Below are 17,193 nucleotides of genomic sequence, written 5' to 3'. Positions count from 1 at the left end.
TTGTAGACTCACCAGCGCACAGCGGACAGTCTGAAATCCACGAATGCCGGAACACGTCCGGCATGACGGATTAGGGACGCCGGTTCACTCCACTAACCCGCCTGCAACGTCGGCAGTAGCTCATCGAGGCGCGACAGCGTCGACGCGATACCGCCCTCGAGCCCCATGTCGACGGCAGCCTGAAGCGATTCCGCCGAAGCATATTGAACGACGGTCGTCACCACCGTGCGCGTGTCCTGGTCGATGAAGCTGACCTCCTGATCCGAGCCGGGCAGGTCAGGATTGACGACGCCGGCCTCGTCGCAAAAGCCATCCCGCGCCGTGTAACCATCAATTGGGGTGATCGTCTTGTAATCCAGGCGGTTCCAGAAAACCTGGTTGTCGGGCGTGATCATGGCGAAGTGCCAATATCCGCCCTCGCGAAAATCCATGTGCCTGGTCTTCGTCGTCAACGGCTTGGGCGCGAACCATTGGTCGAGCAGCTCGCTCTTTGTGTAGCAATCCCACACGAGCTGCCGCCGCGCATTGAATTCGCGCGTCACGGTGATGGTGCTCCGGCTTTTGTCGGCCACAAATTCAAATCGCAGATCAGGCGCCATTGTCGTCTCCATTCAGTTTGGCGAGCAGGATATCGAGATTGCTGTATCGGCTTGCCCATTGGGCGCGCAGCTCGTCGAGCCAGCGCTCCGCCGCGGCGAAATTGTCGCGTTCCAGGCTGCATGTCCGGACCCGGCCTCGTTTGTAGGACCTGATCAGTCGCGATCTTTCCAGCACCGAGATGTGCTTGACGAAGGACGGCAGCGCCATGTCGAAAGGCCGCGCCAGTTCGCTCACCGTCGCCTCGCCCCGGCCGAGCCGCTGGATCACGGCCCGGCGCGTCGGGTCAGCGAGGGCGTGAAAAACGGAGTCGAGGACCATGGTTTGGTTAGCCATGCAGCTAAGTATCGCGAGTCCGATACTTAGGTCAATGGCTAAGTTTTGTTCCGTGGTAGCCGAGGGCGTGATCGCGCGGGCGTTTCCGCGCGATCTCCCGGGCGCTATTTCAGCGGCAGAAACAGCTCCACGATCACTTCATGTGCCGACACCTCCGGAATGAGCGAAAGCCGGCGCTGACAGTAGATCGGGAAGTCGCGGGCTTCCTCGCCGCTGGCCGGAAGCCAGTCGCGATAGAGATAGAGCGCGGCGGGCTCGAGATTGTTGGTATTGCCGGGATAGCGCAGCACTGCGCAGCGTCCGCCGGGGATCATACCGGCCTTCATCTGCTCGTCGTTCGGCTCGATCGGCTGGTCGGTCGCCACGCACAGGTCCATGCTGTAATCGGCCGGGTTCGCTGGCTCCCGTTCGGACCGGAACACCATGAAGCTTGAGCGACCTGTCTCGGGCGACAAGCCGTGCGCCCTGGACCAGGCGAGGAACMGCTCCCTGGTGGCGGGGATCGTCGCGCGGTCGCCGCGATGCTCGATCATCGCCACCGGCGTCGGCGGCACATCGCGGATCGTCACGTCATCAGGTTCGAAGAGTATCTGCATGAGCTTGCTCCTTGCTTTGTCGAATGGCCCAAAGGCCGCAAGCCACGATCCCCAATCGGGGGATTTCCGGAACGACGAAGGCGATTGCCCGAGCCGTTGCCGAAAGGCGCGGGCGAAGGCGTCCGGCGTGTGGTAACCGGCATCCATCGCGATATCGGTGACGCTTTGCGCACTCCCCTGCACCAGCCGGTGTGAAGCGCGCTTCATGCGGGCAAGCTGGACATAGCGGTGCACGGACACCTCGAACGTCGCCATGAACTGCCGGTGGAAATGGAATTTCGAAAAGGCGGCGATTCGGCTCACCGTTTCGAGGTCCAGGTCACCGTCGAGATGCGCGTCGATATAATCCAGCGCGCGCTGCATCCGGACCTGATAGTTCTGAAGCGCCGTCGTCATCGTCCCTTCCTTCGTGGCGGCTCCACCTAGTCGCTCAGGCCTGCAAGCTTCTCGTCCGATCTTGCGGTTTGGAATGGCCAGCGAAACACCTCGATCCAATCCGAAGCCCCTATATGCTGAAATCCCCTTTAGCCGCCCGACCCACCACCACTAAGACTGTCACCGCCATGACCGAGAAGCGCTCCTTCCCCCCGATCGTCACCCCCGACACCCGCCTGCTGGTCCTCGGCAGCCTCCCCGGCGACCGCTCGCTGGCGGCGCAGCGTTACTACGCCCACCCGCAGAACCAGTTCTGGCGCCTGATGTCCGACGTCATCGGGCGCGACCTCGTCGCGCTCGATTATGAAGCCCGCCTCGAGGCGCTGAAGGAGGCGCATGTCGGCCTGTGGGACGTCGTCGCCAGCGCCCGCCGCGAGGGCAGCAGCGACGCAGCGATCCGCGATCACATCGGCAACGATCTCCCCGCCCTCGCCGCCACCCTCCCCCATCTCCGCGCGGTCGCCTTCAACGGCGCCACCGCCTTCCGCCACGGCGCGAAGCAACTGGCAGGCGTGCCCGGCCTCGCCCTCATCCCGCTCCCCTCGAGCAGCCCGCTCCACACGGTCGGCGCTGCGGCCAAGCAGCCTGCCTGGAACGCTCTGCGGGAATATCTGGAGTGATTCCCCTCCCGCTTGCGGGGGGGGGGAGTAGCCACCTCGCCTCACACTAAAGTTCATGCTATGTTCTCAACGTGCCGGAATCAGAACCCCTCCTGCCCCCACGCCCGCTGCGCTGGCTGTTCCTCGATCTGAACAGCTATTTCGCAAGCGTCGAACAACAGCTCCAGCCTGAGCTCCGCGGCAAGCCAGTCCTCGTCGCGCCGGTGAACAGCGACACCACCGTCGCCATCGCCGCCTCGGTTGAGGCCAAGCGCTACGGCATCTCAACCGGCACCCCCGTATGGGAAGCCAAGCGCCTCTGCCGAGATCTGATCATCACGCCGGCCCGCCACGAAAAATATGTCGAATTCCACGACGCCATTATCGCCGAGATATGGAAGCACATCCCCGTCACGCGTGTCTGTTCGATCGACGAAGTCGCCTGTCGCCTGCTCGACAATGAGAACAGCGTGGAAGCCGCAACCGCGCTCGCCCACCGGATCAAGGCCGGCATCCGCGCCCATATCGGCGAGTGCATGACGAGCTCGGTCGGCATCGCTCCCAACCGCCTCCTCGCCAAGCTTGCGTCGGACATGCAGAAGCCAGACGGCCTCGTCGTCCTCCCCGCCGAGCAGCTCCCGGCGCGCCTCTTCGACCTGCCGCTGCGCGACATCGCCGGCATCGGGGCGAAGATGGAGCGCCGCCTCGCCCGCGACGGCATCAACGATATCCGCCAGCTCTGCGAACGCCGCCCGCGCGACGCCGGCACTGCCTGGGGCGGCACCAATGGCGATCGGCTCTGGTATCTCCTCCACGGCGTCGACCTGCCCGAGAAAGCCACGCAGAGCCGCTCGATCGGCCACAGCCATGTCCTCTCGCCCGGCAAGCGCGGGGTCGAGCCGGTCCGCCTCACCGCCCGCCGCCTCGCGCTGAAAGCCACCAGCCGGTTGCGTCGCAAAAGCTATCGCAGCCGGCTGCTGGTGCTCCACGCCCGCTTCGAGGACGATAAATCGACCTGGCGCGCCAGCATCAAATTGCCCGCCACCCAGGATAGCTTCGCCGTGCTGGCCGGACTCGAAGCGCTTTATCCGCGCCTGGTCGAAGCCGGGCGAAAACGACCAGGCGATTTTCAAATCCGCATGGTCGGCGTCACCCTCGCCGAGATCGAGCCGGTGGCGGGCGAGCAGGATTCGCTCTTCGCGCTGCTCGACCCAAACGATCCGCTCGCGCGCGAAACCCGCACCCTCTCGCTCAGCCGCGCGATGGACCGCATCAACGAACGCTTCGGCCGCAACGCGGTCAGCGTCGGCCCGCTGCATGGTGGCCGAATCGATCGGGTCGGCACCAAGATCGCCTTTGGACGCATCCCGGAGCTGAGTGAATTCCATGAATGACCGGGTCTGAATCTGTCGCAAAAAATGACAATTTTGTTGCGGCGCAATAAAAATGTTGCGGCTGACGACAGGATCGGGCCTCGCCCCCTTGACGGCGGGGTCCCTGTAGGCAAAGCACGGCCTGCTATGATCCTTCGCACCCTCCCCATCGCCGCCGTCGCGCTCTTCGCGCTCTCGGCCTGCAACAACGCTCCAGAGAAGCCCGTTGAGGTTACGTCGGTCGCCGACGATCCCCAGGCGGCCGCGGTGCACAATCGCCCGATGGCGGAGCTGCCGCCTCCCATCAAGGCGGACGTCACCTTCCGCTGCAAGGACAACAGCCTCGTCTATGTCATCTTCTTCGAAGGTGACAAGGTGGCCATGGTCAAGACGGCCAAGGACGGCAGCTCAACCAGGCTGACGGCCGAGAAGGCCGGCGATCCGCTGAAGGCCGAGGGCTATTCGCTCACCGGCACGCCGAAGAACATCACCCTCACCGCACCGGGCAAGGGCACGCTCACCTGCAAGGCCTGAGGCCCTTCTTCCAAAAATCCAACACGGCCGGCGGAGCGATCCGCCGGCCGTTTTCATGTCCGGAACAGTTGCCTAGCCCGGCCCACTCCGGCACGATGCACCGTCCTTGCCAGGAAGGAACCAGCGTGGCGACGATCGCGATCTATAGCCTGAAGGGCGGCGTCGGAAAGACGACGCTGGCGGTCAACCTCGCCTGGTGCTCGGCCACCCTCTCCGCCCGCCGCACGCTGCTCTGGGACCTCGACCCACAGGCGGCGAGCAGCTACCTGCTGTCCAGCCATAAGCCCAAGGAACAGGCCCAGTCAGTCTTCTCCAAGGACGTCGAGCCCTCCAAGCTCGTCCACCACACCGCCATCGATCGCCTAGACCTGATTGCCGCCGACGCATCGCTGCGCGGCCTCGATCTGCTCTTCCACGAGCTCGACAAGAAGAAGCGTCTGCAGAAGCTGCTGACCGGTCTGCGCGACCCCTATGACCGTATCCTCCTCGATTGCCCGCCGGGCCTGACTGAAACCAGCGACCAGGTAATGCGCGCGGCCGATCTGATCGTCGTCCCCGTCATTCCCTCGCCCTTGTCCGAGCGCGCCTATGCCGAGGTGGTGAAGCATCTTGATGGCCATCTTGGCTCGAAGGGGGCGCAAGTGCTCCCGGTCCATTCGATGGTCGATCGCCGCCGCAAGCTGCACGCCGAGGCGCTGGCCCGCCACCCCGACTGGCCGGTCATCCCCATGGCGAGCGTCGTTGAGTCGATGGCCGCGCGCCGCGCGCCGGTCGGTGCCTTCGCCGGCAAATCGGCGGGCGGCCAGGCCTTCGCCCAGCTCTGGCAGGCGATCGAGCGCAGGCTGGCGAGGTGAGGGTGCGAGCCACATGAAGACGGGGCCGCTCGACGAGGTGGCCGGCTTCGCGCCGCTCGACCCGCAGCTGGTGCTGGGCGCCTATTCGGTCGGCGTCTTCCCCATGGCCGACTCGCGCGATGCAGACAGCGTCTATTGGGTCGAACCCAATGAGCGCGCGATCCTGCCGATTGACGGCTTCCACCTCTCCCACTCGCTGCGCAAGACCCTGGTCTCTGATCGCTTCCATGTCACAGCGGACGCCGCCTTCGAACAGGTGATCGCGCTCTGCGCCGAAACCGCAGAGGACCGCAGCGACACCTGGATCAACCCGCAGATCGAGCGCGCCTCGATCGAGCTCCACCGCCTCGGATTCGCTCATTCGATCGAGGTTTGGGACGGCGACCGGCTCGCAGGCGGCCTCTATGGCATTGCGCTTGGCCGCGCCTTTTTCGGCGAGTCGATGGTCAGCCGCGCACGCGATGCGTCGAAGATCGCAATGGCCTGGCTGGTCGCGCGGTTGAAGGTCGGTCGATTCACTTTGCTCGACTGCCAGTTCATGACGCCCCATCTCGCCTCGCTCGGCGCGATCGAAATCCCGCGTCGGACCTATGTCGGCCTGTTGTCTGCCGCGGTCGACGGCGTCGTCGGCGCAGGCGCTACGGCGGCCGGCGCGGCGGCGTCAGGCGATTTCTTCGCGCTCGACCGGGGCGCTGAATCATGGCCCGCGCTATCCCCGGCTGGAACCGAATCCGGGCCGGCAGACGGGAAGGTCATCGCGCAGCTCTTGGTCCATACGTCATAGACCGGGTGCTGAACGACGTTCAGCGATGGCCGCTCCTTGTAAAGCCAGCCCGAAAACACCCGCTTCCAGCTCTTGTCGAGCTGCTCGATATCGACCTGCACAAAGGCGCCGGTATAATGTTCCTGCTCCCAGGGCGCGGTCTGCTCACAGGCGCGCAGACGGATGATCACGTCACCGATCCGGGTCGCCTCGCCGGGTTTCAGCGTGACCTCGCGGGCAATGCCGTTGCGCTTGTTGAGGAGGCCAAGCACCGCGACGCGCTGCGCCATCGGCGTCGCACCCTGCGACGGATCGACGCTGGCGGGCAGATCGACCGTGACGACATCGGACGAAGCAGGCTCCTCATCGAGCGCGGTATGCGGGGTAGGCTTGGGGCCGGGCGCCTCGTCCTTCTTGCCGCAGCCAGCAGTCGCGAGCAGCGCCGCGATCGCCGCGCCACCCACCAGCCGCCGGATCACGCTTCAGGCGTCCAGGCTTCGTAATCGCCCGTCGCAGCGGCCCGACGACCGCCCTTCTCGAGCGCGCCGGGCGGGCGATAGGCGAGCGCTGTGCCGGTGAGGTTGGGCATCGCCGGTTTCTCCCAGACGCGCGGCGCGGGCAACGACCGCTCGGGCACGTCGTCGACCTGGTGGTGAAGCCAGCCAAACCACTCGGGCTCGACCCGGCTTGCATCATTGGCGCCGGAATAGATCACCCAGCGGCGCGTAATGCCATTGGGGTCAGTACCGCCCTCATAATAGACATTGCCAAGGCCATCCGACCCCACCCGCGTCTTCCCGCGCAGGCCAAGCATGGTGCCGAAGGTGGCGCCGTTCCACCAGGTGAAGACTTTTCCGAGGACGCTCATGCTGAGCCGCTTACAAGCTGGCTGGCGGACGGGCAACTATCGTGAATCGAGTGACGCGAAATTCGGCCGCTCACTTGCGCCCAGCCGCCAGCACCGCAGTCGCAACCCCGTCTACCACAGCCGGATCGATCGCGAGGCTCGCATCGCCATAGGTCGCGAAATTGGCCGCCATCGTGTCGCCCGCCACCGGCTTCAGCACATGGTTGACGCCAGGGACGATCACCAGCTTCGCCGACAGATGTGCATTTTTGAGGATCGAGGCGTCTTCGAGCGTCACCTGCAGATCGCGATTGCCCTGCAGCACCAGCATCGGCCCCTTATACGCCGCCGCCAGTTTTGCAGGGTCGTAGCGGAAGAAGTCGATCAGATAGGCCTGCACCTTGGTGGCGAATATCGGTGCGAGCGCTGGGTGCAGGCCCGCGGGGTCGAACGTCTTGCCCGCTTCGAGCGAATCGATGGCGGCGAGCGCCTGACCCAGCACMGGCGCGTTGGCTGGATTGGCCTTGAATTGCTGACGCATCACATCGGCAAGCGGACGCCCCATCGCCGCAACGAGCAGCAGGCCGCAGATATCGGGCGCCGATTGCGCGGCGACGAGCGCAACCAGTCCGCCCTCGCTGTGCCCCAGCACCCAAACACATTGGGCACCGGTGCGCTTGCGGATTGCAGCAATCCAGCTGCGGACATCGCCGGCATAATCAGCGATCGTCACGTCATTCGGGTCAGCGACAGCGCCATGGCTGCCGAACATGCCGCGCTTGTCGATCCGGACGCTGGCGATGCCGCGTGCGGCAAGCCCGACCGCGAGCTGGCGATAGACGCCACCCCTGACTCCCAGCGGATTGTCCCCGTTGCGGTCAGTCGGGCCCGAGCCCGGAATGACAAGAACGACCGGCGCACCCGCCGCGCCTTCGATCATGGTACCGGCCAGCGGCCCCTGCGGCCCAGGCGCCTCGATCGCCACCTCCGGTGCGCTTTGCTGCGCCGATGCTGCGCCGGAGGACAGCATGGTGAGTGCCGCAAAAGCCCCACCCGCACTGCGGCACGCCGACCGGACCAGGCTCTTGCGACTCATCCTGCTACCTCAACGATTGCGATATCATGATATCATAATTATATCATGATCACCATCGCGGCAAGGCTCCGATGCGATCAATTCTTGCCTTGGCCGGGCCAGGTCACCTTGTCCCCCTCGGCGATGCCGAGTTCAGCCGCACGGCCGCCATTGAGCTCGAGAACGGCCGAGACGGGTTCACCCGACGGAATCTTGTCCTCGGAGAAAGGCACGGCGTTCTCGGCGATATGAGCAATCGTCCCGTCGGTGCGGATAAAGATGATGTCGAGCGAACTCGGCGTGTTCTTCATCCAGAAGGTCGCCTCGCGCGGCGCGCCGCCGTCGGGTGGATAGGGCGCGAAGATCATACCGCCATCCTTCGGGATATTGGTGCGGAACATCAGCCCGCGCTCCTGTTCGGCCGCAGTTTTGGCCACCTCAACGATGAAAGCATGCGCGCCGTTGCTGCTGGTGATGGTCAGCGGGACCGTCTGCGCCGCTTGTTTCGGGGCCGAGGCAGCTGCGTCGCCGCCGCCGGAGCACGCGCTGAGCGATACCGTGGCCAGCGCGAGCGCGGCCGCGAAATTCCTGAACATCATGCCGGACTCAGCCTTCCTCTTCGACCACCACCGCGAGTGGCCCCTTGCGGCCCTCGACGACGCGCGCCAGCAACGGCTGGTCGGGCTCGACCTCGACGATACCGGCACGCCGCAGCGTTTCCATATGGACGAATATATCCGCGGAATCGGCGTCGCGCACCAGGAATCCATAGCCCTTCAGCCGGTTGAACCATTTGACCCGCACCGGCTCGAACGGTCCGGCATCCTCGATCAACGCCCCGGGGTCGCCGCGGTCATTGCCCGCCCGGCCGCGTGGCTCGGTCTCAATGGCATTGCTCAGATCGATCGACAGGATCTCGCTCGCCTGCATGCCGCGCTCGCGCCTGACCGCGAGGCAAGTGACGCGCGCCCCCTCCGGCAGGCTGCGACGCCCATGCGCCTGCAGGACCGAGAAATGGATGAGAATATCCCCGATGTCAGCATCGTCAGCGACGAGAAAGCCGAAGCCGCGCGTCACATCGAACCACTTCAGTGTGCCCGAAAGCGACAGAGCGCCGGGCTCCGACTCAATCTCCGGCACAGCCTCGTCCCATGTCCGGCCCCCATATGCCGGTTGCAGATCGTTACGCACAACAACCAGTCCCCCGAGCCCCAGTTCCCCGGGGCATTGCTAGCACGACATGGTGAATAGGACAAAAGCGACGTTTTGAACCAATTTTCACTTGAGCTGGTCGATATCCTCACCCGGCGCCATCGACGCAATCCGGCGTGCAAGCGTGAAATCATGGCCACCCCGGATCATCGCGGCGATCTGCTTTTCGCGCTGCGGCCGATCCGGTGCCACGCTCGCAAATGGCCCGATCCGGCGCTTCCGCGCGAAGGTGAGCGCTGCATCGAGCGTCCGCGCCTCGATCGCGGGAGCAAGCGCCTCCGCGTCTTCACTGCCGATCCCGACCTGGTGAAAAACCCCCGCTACCCTCCTCTTCCCAAGACCCCGGCGCGCCATCGCGCTCGCGCGCGCCTCGCCAAAGGCCCGATCATCAATATAACCAAGGCCGGCGAGCTTCTCGGCAAGTGCAGCCGGATCGGCTGCATCCCCTTCCCAGCCGCGTTCGCGAATCTTGCGGACGAGATAAGAAACGAGTCGCGCCCTGGTCGTTGCAAAGCGTTCGACATAGCGAAGTGCCAGCCGATCGAGCGCCGCTGCGTCGAGCGGCGGAGGAGGGCGACGGTCTCGCTTGGTCCCCGCAGAAGAAGGCGCGAAAGGCATGGCCATCATTGTGCCACACTCGGAACGGATTTTGAACGCTTGCAAGCGGCAGAGATGCAGGCTTGAAAAAGGAGCGGTCTTTGGGGAAAGGCCGTTATCAAGGGCGCAAAAAGAAGATGGTGAGTGATGTTCTGGAATCGGACAGGCTGTTGGCCCCGGGGGCCGCGGTGACACCGACCGCGACCGAGGATAGCCTCGTGCGCCGTTTCGCCGATTTCGAAACCCTGGGTGACGCGCTGGATTATGCGGCAAGCGGCGCGCGGGGCCTGAATTTCCACGATGCGCGCGGTGCGCTCGTTCGCCCCTATCCCTTTGCCGAACTGCGCACGGATGCGCTTGCGATGGCGTATCGGCTGATCGCCGCCGGCGTTAAGCCCGCGGACCGCATCGCACTGGTCGCCGAGACGAGCGCTGAGTTCGCCACTTTGTTCTTCGGCGTGATCTATGCGGGCGCGTGGCCGGTGCCGCTGCCTCTGCCGACATCGTTCGGCGGGCGCGATTCCTATATCGAGCAGCTTCGCGTCCAGCTCGGCAGCTGCGACCCGACGATGCTGATCTACCCGCCCGAGCTCGGCCAGATGGCAGGCGAGGCGGCGCGCCTCGTCGGCACCGAGGGTGTGGCCTGGGACGAACTGATTGCCCGCCCTGCGATCGAGACGGCGCTGCCGGCCGCGAAGGGCAGCGACATTGCCTATCTGCAATATTCCAGCGGATCGACCCGCTTCCCGCACGGCGTCGCGATCACGCATCACGCCCTGCTCAACAATCTCGCCGCGCATGGCCATGGCATGGAACTGCAGGGAAGCGATCGCTGCGTCTCCTGGCTGCCCTGGTATCACGACATGGGGCTGGTCGGCTGCTTCCTGTCGCCAGTCGCCAACCAGGTTTCGACCGATTACCTGAAAACCGAAGATTTCGCGCGGCGCCCGCTCGCCTGGCTCGACATGATCAGCCGCAACCAGGGCACCACCCTCTCCTACTCGCCAACCTTCGGCTACGATATCTGCGCACGCCGCATGTCGAGCCAGACCAAGGCGAGCGACCGGTTCGACCTGTCGCGCTGGCGCGTCGCCGGTAACGGTGCCGATATGATCCGCCCAGACGTGATGCAGAATTTCGTCGACGCCTTTGCCGATGCGGGCTTCAAGGCGAGCGCCTTCCTGCCGAGCTACGGTCTGGCCGAGGCGACGCTTGCGGTCTCGATCATGCCGCCGGGCGAGGGCATCCGCGTCGAGCTGGTCGAGGAGACTCAGCTGTCCGGTGTCGCAGCCGGCCGCGATCGGCCGCAGCGTTACCGCGCGCTCGTCAATTGCGGCAAACCGGTGCGCGACATGAAGGTCGAGATTCGCGAGGAAGACGGCACCCCGCTTCCCGAGCGCGCGATCGGCAAGCTCTGGTGCTCGGGTCCTTCAGTGATGGTGGGTTATTTCCGCGATCCGGATGCGACCGCTGCCTGCATGACCGACGGCTGGCTCGACACCGGCGACATGGGATATCTGTCTGACGGTTATGTCTATATCGTCGGCCGGGCCAAGGATATGATCATCATCAACGGCCGCAATCACTGGCCGCAGGACATCGAATGGGCAGTCGAGCAGCTGCCCGGTTTCAAGGCGGGCGACATCGCCGCCTTCGCGATTACCACGCCAGGCGGCGAGGAAACCCCCGCCGTGCTCGTCCAGTGCCGCAGCTCTGACGATGCCGAACGGGTGCGGCTGCGCGAGGAAATTCGCGAGCGCGTGCGCTCCGTCACCGGCATGAACTGCGTGATCGAACTGATCCCGCCGCGCACGCTGCCGCGCACCAGCTCGGGCAAGCTCAGCCGCGCCAAGGCGCGAAACCTCTATCTCAATGGCGAGATCAAGCCCTACGATATCGCCGCCTGAGTCGAATTCTGGCGGCTGCGGGAGCTCGATTCGCCGTTCAGGCACCTCATTTTTCATGCGGCGTGAAGGCTTTTTCCAGCCGGCATGGCTGTATTTCGGCGCAAATTTCAAAAAAATGCTTCGAATCGGCGCGAACCTAACCATCCGCTAACCACCTCGCGGTTATTTCGGATTGTGTGAGCACCGAACCATCCTCCCAATTCGCCAAGCCAAGGCTTGATGTGCGTGCGCTGCTCGGCCTGTATGATCCGGCCGACTCGACCGACTGGGGCCCGATTCGAGCGGCTCAGCTCAATGCGGGCGGGCAGCTCGCCTTGTTCCTGCTCGGCGCCAATGTCATCGCCGCGATGCTTGTAACGTTGGTGCTTCAGCGGGTCGCGCCGCTCTGGCTGTTGGCGAGTTGGGGTGCGATTGTCGCGGCTATCGCCGCCACCATTACCTTCCGCCGACTCGCCGCGCGCCAGCGCACCTCGCAGACCGCGACGGTTGGCGATGTCCGCGACACGGTGGCCGAAGGCATCGCCCTCGCCGCGATCTGGTCGCTGCCCGAGCTTATTTTCGGCGCCTATGCCGGCCCCACTACCGCGCTCAACCTGTGGATCGTCGTATCGCTGCTGATGACTGCCTCGGCGGTTGCGATGGCCGCATTGCCGCTTGCGACTCTGGTCTTTCTGGGCATCCTCGGAACCGCGCTCTCGACCATGATGTTTTTCGTCGGCGGTCCGCTTCTGGCTGCGATCGCGCTGTTTTTCACCGCCCTGCTGATGATCAGCTGCTTCGGGCGCGGCAAGGCGTTGGTCGTGATCCGCGCGGGCGAGATCGCGCTTGCCGAGCGCGATGAGACGGTCAGCCTCTTGCTGCGCGAGTTCGAAGCCCATGAAGGCAACAGCGCAGACTGGCTGTGGGAAACCGACATCAACCGCCGCATCGTTCGTGCCGCGCCGCGCTTTGCGCATTCGCTGGGGCTCAATCCGCTCGAGGTGAACGGGATGCCGTTCCTGCAGATGCTGGCGGGCCCGACCTGGGAAGCCGGCAATTTCTCCCCCGGCCTGCGGACCCTGGCGGCGAAATTGAAGGACCGGACTGCATTCCGCGACCTGCTTCTCCCGGTCGAGGTCAATGGCGAGCAACATTGGTGGGAAATGGCCGCCACGCCTCGGTTCGACGATACGGGTGCGTTTGTCGGTTTCCGTGGCGTCGGCTCGGATGTCACTGAACAACGCGCCTCGGAAGACAAGATCAGCCGGATGGCGCGCTACGACACGCTGACCGGCCTGCCCAACCGGCTGCTGATCAACGAGACGCTCGCCCAGGCAATGGCCGATGCGGAGAAATGGGGCAGCCGCTGCGCCTTCATGATGGTCGACCTCGACCGCTTCAAGGCGGTCAACGACACGCTCGGCCACCAGATCGGTGATCGGCTGCTCAGCCGGGTTACCGAACGGCTCGGCCAGATGATGTCCGAAAATGAAGTGATCGGCCGGTTGGGCGCCGACGAGTTCGCGGTCGTGGTGCGCGAAGCATCCGATAGCGCGCGAGTCGAGAAGCTTGCGCAGACCATTATCGAAACGCTGTCGCGGCCCTATGACATTGACAAGCATACGCTTTATGTCGGCGCGAGCATCGGTCTCGCAACGGGTCCGCGCGACGGGCGGACCGCTGAGATGCTGATCCGCTCGGCCGACCTCGCGCTGTGTCGCGCGAAGGATACCGGCGGCGGTATCGTCCGCAACTATGAGCCGCAGCTCCATGTCGATGCCGAGGAGCGCCGCGTTCTAGAAATGGCACTGCGCAAGGCCGTGCAGAACAACGAGTTGCTTCTGCATTATCAGCCTGTCGTCTCCGCCGACACGGGCGATCTCACTGGCTTCGAGGCATTGCTGCGCTGGACTCATCCGGAGCTCGGCCCGATCTCCCCGATGAAGTTCATCCCGCTGGCCGAGGAGGCCCGGCTGATCGGACCGATCGGCGAATGGGTGCTGCGGACGGCGTGCGACGAGGCGGCACGCTGGACCTCGCCCGCGCGGGTCGCAGTCAATGTTTCCCCCGAGCAGCTCCACAACCCGACCTTCGTCTCGGTCGTCGCGTCGGCGCTCGCCAATAGCGGCCTGCCCGCGGAACGGCTCGAGCTCGAGGTAACCGAGAGCGTCTTCATGCGCGAGGGCACCGGCGCCACGAAAGTGCTGGAGCGCATCCTCGATCTCGGCGTTCGCCTCAGCCTCGATGATTTCGGGACTGGCTATTCCTCGCTCGGCTATCTCAGCCGGACGCGTTTCTCGTCGATCAAGATCGATCGCAGCTTCGTCCAGGGCGCCTCCAAGGGCGTGCCCGAGGCGATCGCGATCATCCGTGCGGTCGTAGCACTCGCGCAGAGCCTCGGCATGGCGACAACGGCTGAAGGCGTCGAGACCGAGGAGGAGCATTTGATGGTCAAGGGTCTCGGTTGCACCAAGGTGCAGGGCTATTATTTCGGCCGCCCCCTGCCGGTCGAAGAAGCCCGCGTGATCGCGAACCGCAACTGGAACAAGGCGGTAGCGGCGTAAACTGCCCGCCGACTGCATCGACCGTCCCAGTTTCAGTTCGCCAATCCCGCTAACGTCTTGCCCGGGCGACCGCGCCGCGCTAAAGCCCGCCACCGCACAGGGGTGTAGCTCAGTTGGTTAGAGCGTCGGTCTCCAAAACCGAAGGCCCTCGGTTCGAGTCCGAGCTCCCCTGCCACCATCCATATAAGAACGCCCCATAAGTCGAGCGGCGTGGCGTTGGCGGGTATTACGTAATCATGCGATGATGCGAAATACGCTAAGGCATTACCACAGGACAGGATGCCGCGACAGGGCGAGCATGTTGACCGCAGAAGATGTCCAATGCCGAGAACCGCAATGAATGCGCCGTCTATTCTTTATAGAATGGCACGAAATGAAGAAGTTTCGGCGCCCCGCGAGCCCGGGATTGTCATAGCCAAGGGCCCGTTTATCTTCATGGCCTACGGATATTTGTCCCTGCCGCCGGAGACGCGCAGCGCCGCCTGGATCAATTGCCCCGATGGGGACGTGCTGCCGGGCGAGATAGAGGCCGTTATGCAGCAATGGCACCAGCACGCGCAGTTCACCCCCGACGCCAGGTGAGGTTTCGTGCCCGCAGGCATATGGGCCGATCTTTCCCCCCTCTTCTCTTGCTTTCCGGGCGCACCAGCGCTATCTGCGCGGTCAATCCGAAATCGAGGATTGGACGGCGCCGGTTCCTTTGGACCGGGCAGCGGTCCCATGCCTCGATCTCTCGGCGTTTAAAAAGCGAGCTGAACAGCGTGAAAACCACACCCCTCGAGTTCTTCAACCAGGTAAAGGCGGAGACCAAGAAGGTCGTCTGGCCGACCCGGCGCGAGACAGTCATGACCGGGGTGATGGTGATGATCATGACCACGCTGCTGGCCGTCTTCTTCTTCGGGATCGACACGATCTTCGAGGCGATCGTGAAGATGCTGCTCAGCCTCGCGAACTGAATTTGGGACGACACATGGCGCGCTGGTACATTATTCACGCTTATTCCGGGTTCGAGGGCAAGGTGCGCGACTCGATCATGGCCGAGGCTACCCGCATGGGTCTCGACGCGCTCGTCGAGCAGATCGAAGTGCCGACCGAGACGATCACCGAGGCCCGCCGCGGCAAGAAGGTCTCGGTCGAGCGCAAGTTCATGCCCGGCTACGTCCTCGCAAAGCTCAACATGAACGACGACGTCTATCACCTGGTGAAGAACACCCCAAAGGTGACCGGCTTCCTCGGATCGATGGGCAAGCCCCAGCCGATCAGCGAGACTGAAGCTGCGCGGATGCTGAATTCGAAGGACGAGGCAGCCGCCGCGCCGAAGCAGAAGATGAAGGTCGATTACGAGATCGGCGATTCGGTGAAGGTGCTCGACGGCCCGTTCGCGAGCTTCAACGGCATCGTCGAGGAGCTCGATTTCGATCGCAGCCGCGTCAAGGTGTCGGTCTCGATCTTCGGCCGTGCGACGCCGGTCGAGCTGGAATTCGAACAGGTCGAACGGGCGAAGTAATTCGTCCGTCGCCCCGGCGGAGGCCGGGGCCGCTGCGTTGTAAAGCGCAGTGGCTGAAACTCAGCGGTCCCGGCCTTGGTCGGGACGACGCGGGAGGCGGTCTTCGGACCACCGTCAACACCGCTAAACTTGAACCGGCCAGGGCGCGTCAGCGGTCTGGCCATCTACAGAGTGAGTGAAACATGGCAAAAAAGATTACCGGCTATATCAAGCTGCAGGTGCCAGCCGGCGCCGCCAATCCGTCGCCGCCGATCGGCCCGGCGCTTGGCCAACGCGGCGTGAACATCATGGAATTCTGCAAGGCGTTCAACGCCCAGACCGGCGACCAGGAAAAGGGCACGCCCCTTCCCACCGTCATCACCGTCTATGCGGATCGCAGCTTCTCGTTCGAGACCAAGACGCCGCCGGCGTCCTATCTCATCAAGAAGGCGGCTGGCCTGAAGTCGGGCTCGAAGGAGCCGGGCAAGCTCTCGGCCGGCAAGATCAAGCGCTCGATCCTGAGCCAGATCGCCGAGACCAAGATGAAGGATCTGAACGCCAACGATATCGACGCGGCAACCCGCATCATCGAAGGCTCTGCCCGCGCGATGGGCCTCGAAGTGGTGGAGGGCTGAGATCATGGCAAAGCTGACCAAGAAGGCGAAGACTCTCGCCACGACGATCGACCGCGAGAAGCTGCACGGCGTCGATGAAGCGATCGCACTGGCCCGTGCCAATGCGACCTCGAAGTTCGACGAGACGATCGAAGTCGCCGTCAACCTCGGCGTCGATCCCCGCCACGCCGACCAGATGGTCCGCGGCGTCGTCACCCTGCCCAAGGGCACCGGCAAGACGGTCCGCGTCGGCGTGTTCGCCAAGGGCGCCAAGGCTGACGAAGCTCGTGAAGCTGGTGCTGACGTTGTCGGCGCTGAGGATCTGATGGAGATCGTCCAGGGCGGCACGATCAATTTCGACCGCTGCATCGCGACCCCGGACATGATGGGTGTCGTCGGTCGTCTCGGCAAGATCCTTGGGCCGAAGGGCATGATGCCCAACCCGAAGCTCGGCACCGTGACGATGAACGTTGCTGAAGCCGTGAAGGCTGCCAAGGGCGGCCAGATCGAATATCGCGTCGAAAAGGCCGGTATCATCCATAGCGGCATCGGCAAGGCAAGCTTCCCGGCCGAAGACCTGCGCGCGAACTTCGACGCGCTGGTCGATGCGCTGGTCAAGGCCAAGCCCGCGGGTGCCAAGGGCAAATATGTCCGCAAGATTGCGGTCAGCTCGACCATGGGCCCAGGCATCAAGGTCGACACCGCCGAGGTGGCTTCGGCCTGATCTTCGGCACGATCGATAGAAATGCGGAGGGCCGGAGGAAACTCCGGCCCTTTTGCTTATTCAGTGCAGTGATTGACTCGCCCAGTCTGAGCAGGAATCCT

Annotated in this window: 20 protein-coding genes, 1 tRNA gene and 1 pseudogene; 13 read left to right on the top strand and 9 right to left on the bottom strand. The window is 64.2% G+C overall.

Translation table 11 applies throughout. The features are described from left to right. Nucleotides 1–92 precede the first annotated feature (92 nt). The 3 genes from AC1DVS_RS12610 to AC1DVS_RS12600 all read right to left on the bottom strand — a co-directional run bounded on the left by AC1DVS_RS12610 (nt 93) and on the right by AC1DVS_RS12600 (nt 1,925). On the bottom strand, nt 93–599 hold the full coding sequence (locus tag AC1DVS_RS12610) for an SRPBCC domain-containing protein (protein ID WP_478023462.1): 507 nt from the start codon (nt 597–599) through the stop codon (nt 93–95). Then, a complete protein-coding gene (locus AC1DVS_RS12605; protein ID WP_478023460.1) occupies nt 589–933 on the bottom strand; it encodes an ArsR/SmtB family transcription factor in 345 nt (114 codons plus the stop codon). The genes AC1DVS_RS12610 and AC1DVS_RS12605 overlap by 11 nt, the downstream gene beginning before the upstream one ends. 104 nt (nt 934–1,037) lie before the next feature. After that, on the bottom strand, nt 1,038–1,925 hold the full coding sequence (locus AC1DVS_RS12600; RefSeq protein ID WP_478023458.1) for an AraC family transcriptional regulator: 888 nt from the start codon (nt 1,923–1,925) through the stop codon (nt 1,038–1,040). A gap of 167 nt (nt 1,926–2,092) precedes the next feature. On the opposite strand from AC1DVS_RS12600, the gene AC1DVS_RS12595 reads away from it, so the two are divergent. The 5 genes from AC1DVS_RS12595 to aat all read left to right on the top strand — a co-directional run bounded on the left by AC1DVS_RS12595 (nt 2,093) and on the right by aat (nt 6,108). Further along, entirely contained in the window at nt 2,093–2,584 is a 492-nt protein-coding gene (locus AC1DVS_RS12595) for a DNA-deoxyinosine glycosylase (RefSeq protein ID WP_478023456.1), read from the top strand. Nucleotides 2,585–2,655: 71 nt separating this feature from the next. Further along, entirely contained in the window at nt 2,656–3,957 is a 1,302-nt protein-coding gene (locus AC1DVS_RS12590) for a Y-family DNA polymerase (protein WP_478023454.1), read from the top strand. Between the two features lie 126 nt (nt 3,958–4,083). Then, complete coding sequence (locus tag AC1DVS_RS12585; protein WP_478023453.1) at nt 4,084–4,470, top strand: hypothetical protein; 387 nt, start codon at nt 4,084–4,086, stop codon at nt 4,468–4,470. 125 nt (nt 4,471–4,595) lie between these two features. Next, on the top strand, nt 4,596–5,324 hold the full coding sequence (locus AC1DVS_RS12580) for a ParA family protein (protein WP_478023451.1): 729 nt from the start codon (nt 4,596–4,598) through the stop codon (nt 5,322–5,324). A gap of 13 nt (nt 5,325–5,337) precedes the next feature. Beyond that, a complete protein-coding gene (aat, locus tag AC1DVS_RS12575) occupies nt 5,338–6,108 on the top strand; it encodes a leucyl/phenylalanyl-tRNA--protein transferase (RefSeq protein WP_478023449.1) in 771 nt (256 codons plus the stop codon). A gap of 35 nt (nt 6,109–6,143) precedes the next feature. On the opposite strand, the pseudogene AC1DVS_RS12570 reads toward aat, so the two are convergent. The 6 genes and pseudogenes from AC1DVS_RS12570 to AC1DVS_RS12545 all read right to left on the bottom strand — a co-directional run. Next, nucleotides 6,144–6,377 (bottom strand): annotated as a pseudogene (locus AC1DVS_RS12570) (DUF2155 domain-containing protein); the annotation flags it as partial. A 185-nt stretch (nt 6,378–6,562) separates the two neighbouring features. Beyond that, a complete protein-coding gene (locus AC1DVS_RS12565) occupies nt 6,563–6,955 on the bottom strand; it encodes an NADH:ubiquinone oxidoreductase subunit NDUFA12 (protein WP_478023447.1) in 393 nt (130 codons plus the stop codon). A 70-nt stretch (nt 6,956–7,025) separates the two neighbouring features. Then, a complete protein-coding gene (locus AC1DVS_RS12560) occupies nt 7,026–8,030 on the bottom strand; it encodes an alpha/beta hydrolase (protein WP_478023445.1) in 1,005 nt (334 codons plus the stop codon). A gap of 77 nt (nt 8,031–8,107) precedes the next feature. Continuing rightward, nucleotides 8,108–8,608, bottom strand: a complete 501-nt coding sequence (locus tag AC1DVS_RS12555; protein WP_478023443.1) for a DUF192 domain-containing protein — start codon at nt 8,606–8,608, stop codon at nt 8,108–8,110. 7 nt (nt 8,609–8,615) lie between these two features. Then, nucleotides 8,616–9,200, bottom strand: a complete 585-nt coding sequence (locus AC1DVS_RS12550) for a cold-shock protein (protein WP_478023441.1) — start codon at nt 9,198–9,200, stop codon at nt 8,616–8,618. A gap of 87 nt (nt 9,201–9,287) precedes the next feature. Then, nucleotides 9,288–9,839: a regulatory protein RecX gene (locus tag AC1DVS_RS12545; RefSeq protein WP_478023749.1), complete on the bottom strand. Its 552-nt coding sequence runs from the start codon at nt 9,837–9,839 to the stop codon at nt 9,288–9,290. A 116-nt stretch (nt 9,840–9,955) separates the two neighbouring features. On the opposite strand from AC1DVS_RS12545, the gene AC1DVS_RS12540 reads away from it, so the two are divergent. The 8 genes from AC1DVS_RS12540 to rplA all read left to right on the top strand — a co-directional run bounded on the left by AC1DVS_RS12540 (nt 9,956) and on the right by rplA (nt 17,092). Next, entirely contained in the window at nt 9,956–11,725 is a 1,770-nt protein-coding gene (locus AC1DVS_RS12540) for a fatty acyl-AMP ligase (protein WP_478023439.1), read from the top strand. Between the two features lie 176 nt (nt 11,726–11,901). Then, nucleotides 11,902–14,268, top strand: coding sequence for a putative bifunctional diguanylate cyclase/phosphodiesterase (locus AC1DVS_RS12535; RefSeq protein ID WP_478023437.1), 2,367 nt, complete (start codon nt 11,902–11,904; stop codon nt 14,266–14,268). 98 nt (nt 14,269–14,366) lie between these two features. Further along, nucleotides 14,367–14,443 (top strand) — tRNA-Trp (locus AC1DVS_RS12530). Between the two features lie 260 nt (nt 14,444–14,703). Further along, on the top strand, nt 14,704–14,850 hold the full coding sequence (locus AC1DVS_RS12525) for a hypothetical protein (protein WP_478023435.1): 147 nt from the start codon (nt 14,704–14,706) through the stop codon (nt 14,848–14,850). Between the two features lie 179 nt (nt 14,851–15,029). Further along, complete coding sequence (gene secE, locus AC1DVS_RS12520) at nt 15,030–15,224, top strand: preprotein translocase subunit SecE (protein ID WP_478023434.1); 195 nt, start codon at nt 15,030–15,032, stop codon at nt 15,222–15,224. Nucleotides 15,225–15,238: 14 nt separating this feature from the next. Continuing rightward, entirely contained in the window at nt 15,239–15,775 is a 537-nt protein-coding gene (gene nusG / locus AC1DVS_RS12515; RefSeq protein WP_478023432.1) for a transcription termination/antitermination protein NusG, read from the top strand. Nucleotides 15,776–15,957: 182 nt separating this feature from the next. Then, nucleotides 15,958–16,389, top strand: coding sequence for a 50S ribosomal protein L11 (gene rplK / locus AC1DVS_RS12510; protein ID WP_478023430.1), 432 nt, complete (start codon nt 15,958–15,960; stop codon nt 16,387–16,389). Between the two features lie 4 nt (nt 16,390–16,393). Further along, nucleotides 16,394–17,092 (top strand): 50S ribosomal protein L1, encoded by a 699-nt coding sequence (gene rplA, locus AC1DVS_RS12505; RefSeq protein ID WP_478023428.1) that lies wholly within the window; start codon nt 16,394–16,396, stop codon nt 17,090–17,092. Nucleotides 17,093–17,193: the final 101 nt, after the last annotated feature.

This window comes from Sphingomonas sp. P3_C5, assembly GCF_056402635.1.
The sequence above is the reverse complement of the archived record's forward strand: the minus strand, read 5'-3'. Positions and strand labels throughout refer to the sequence as shown.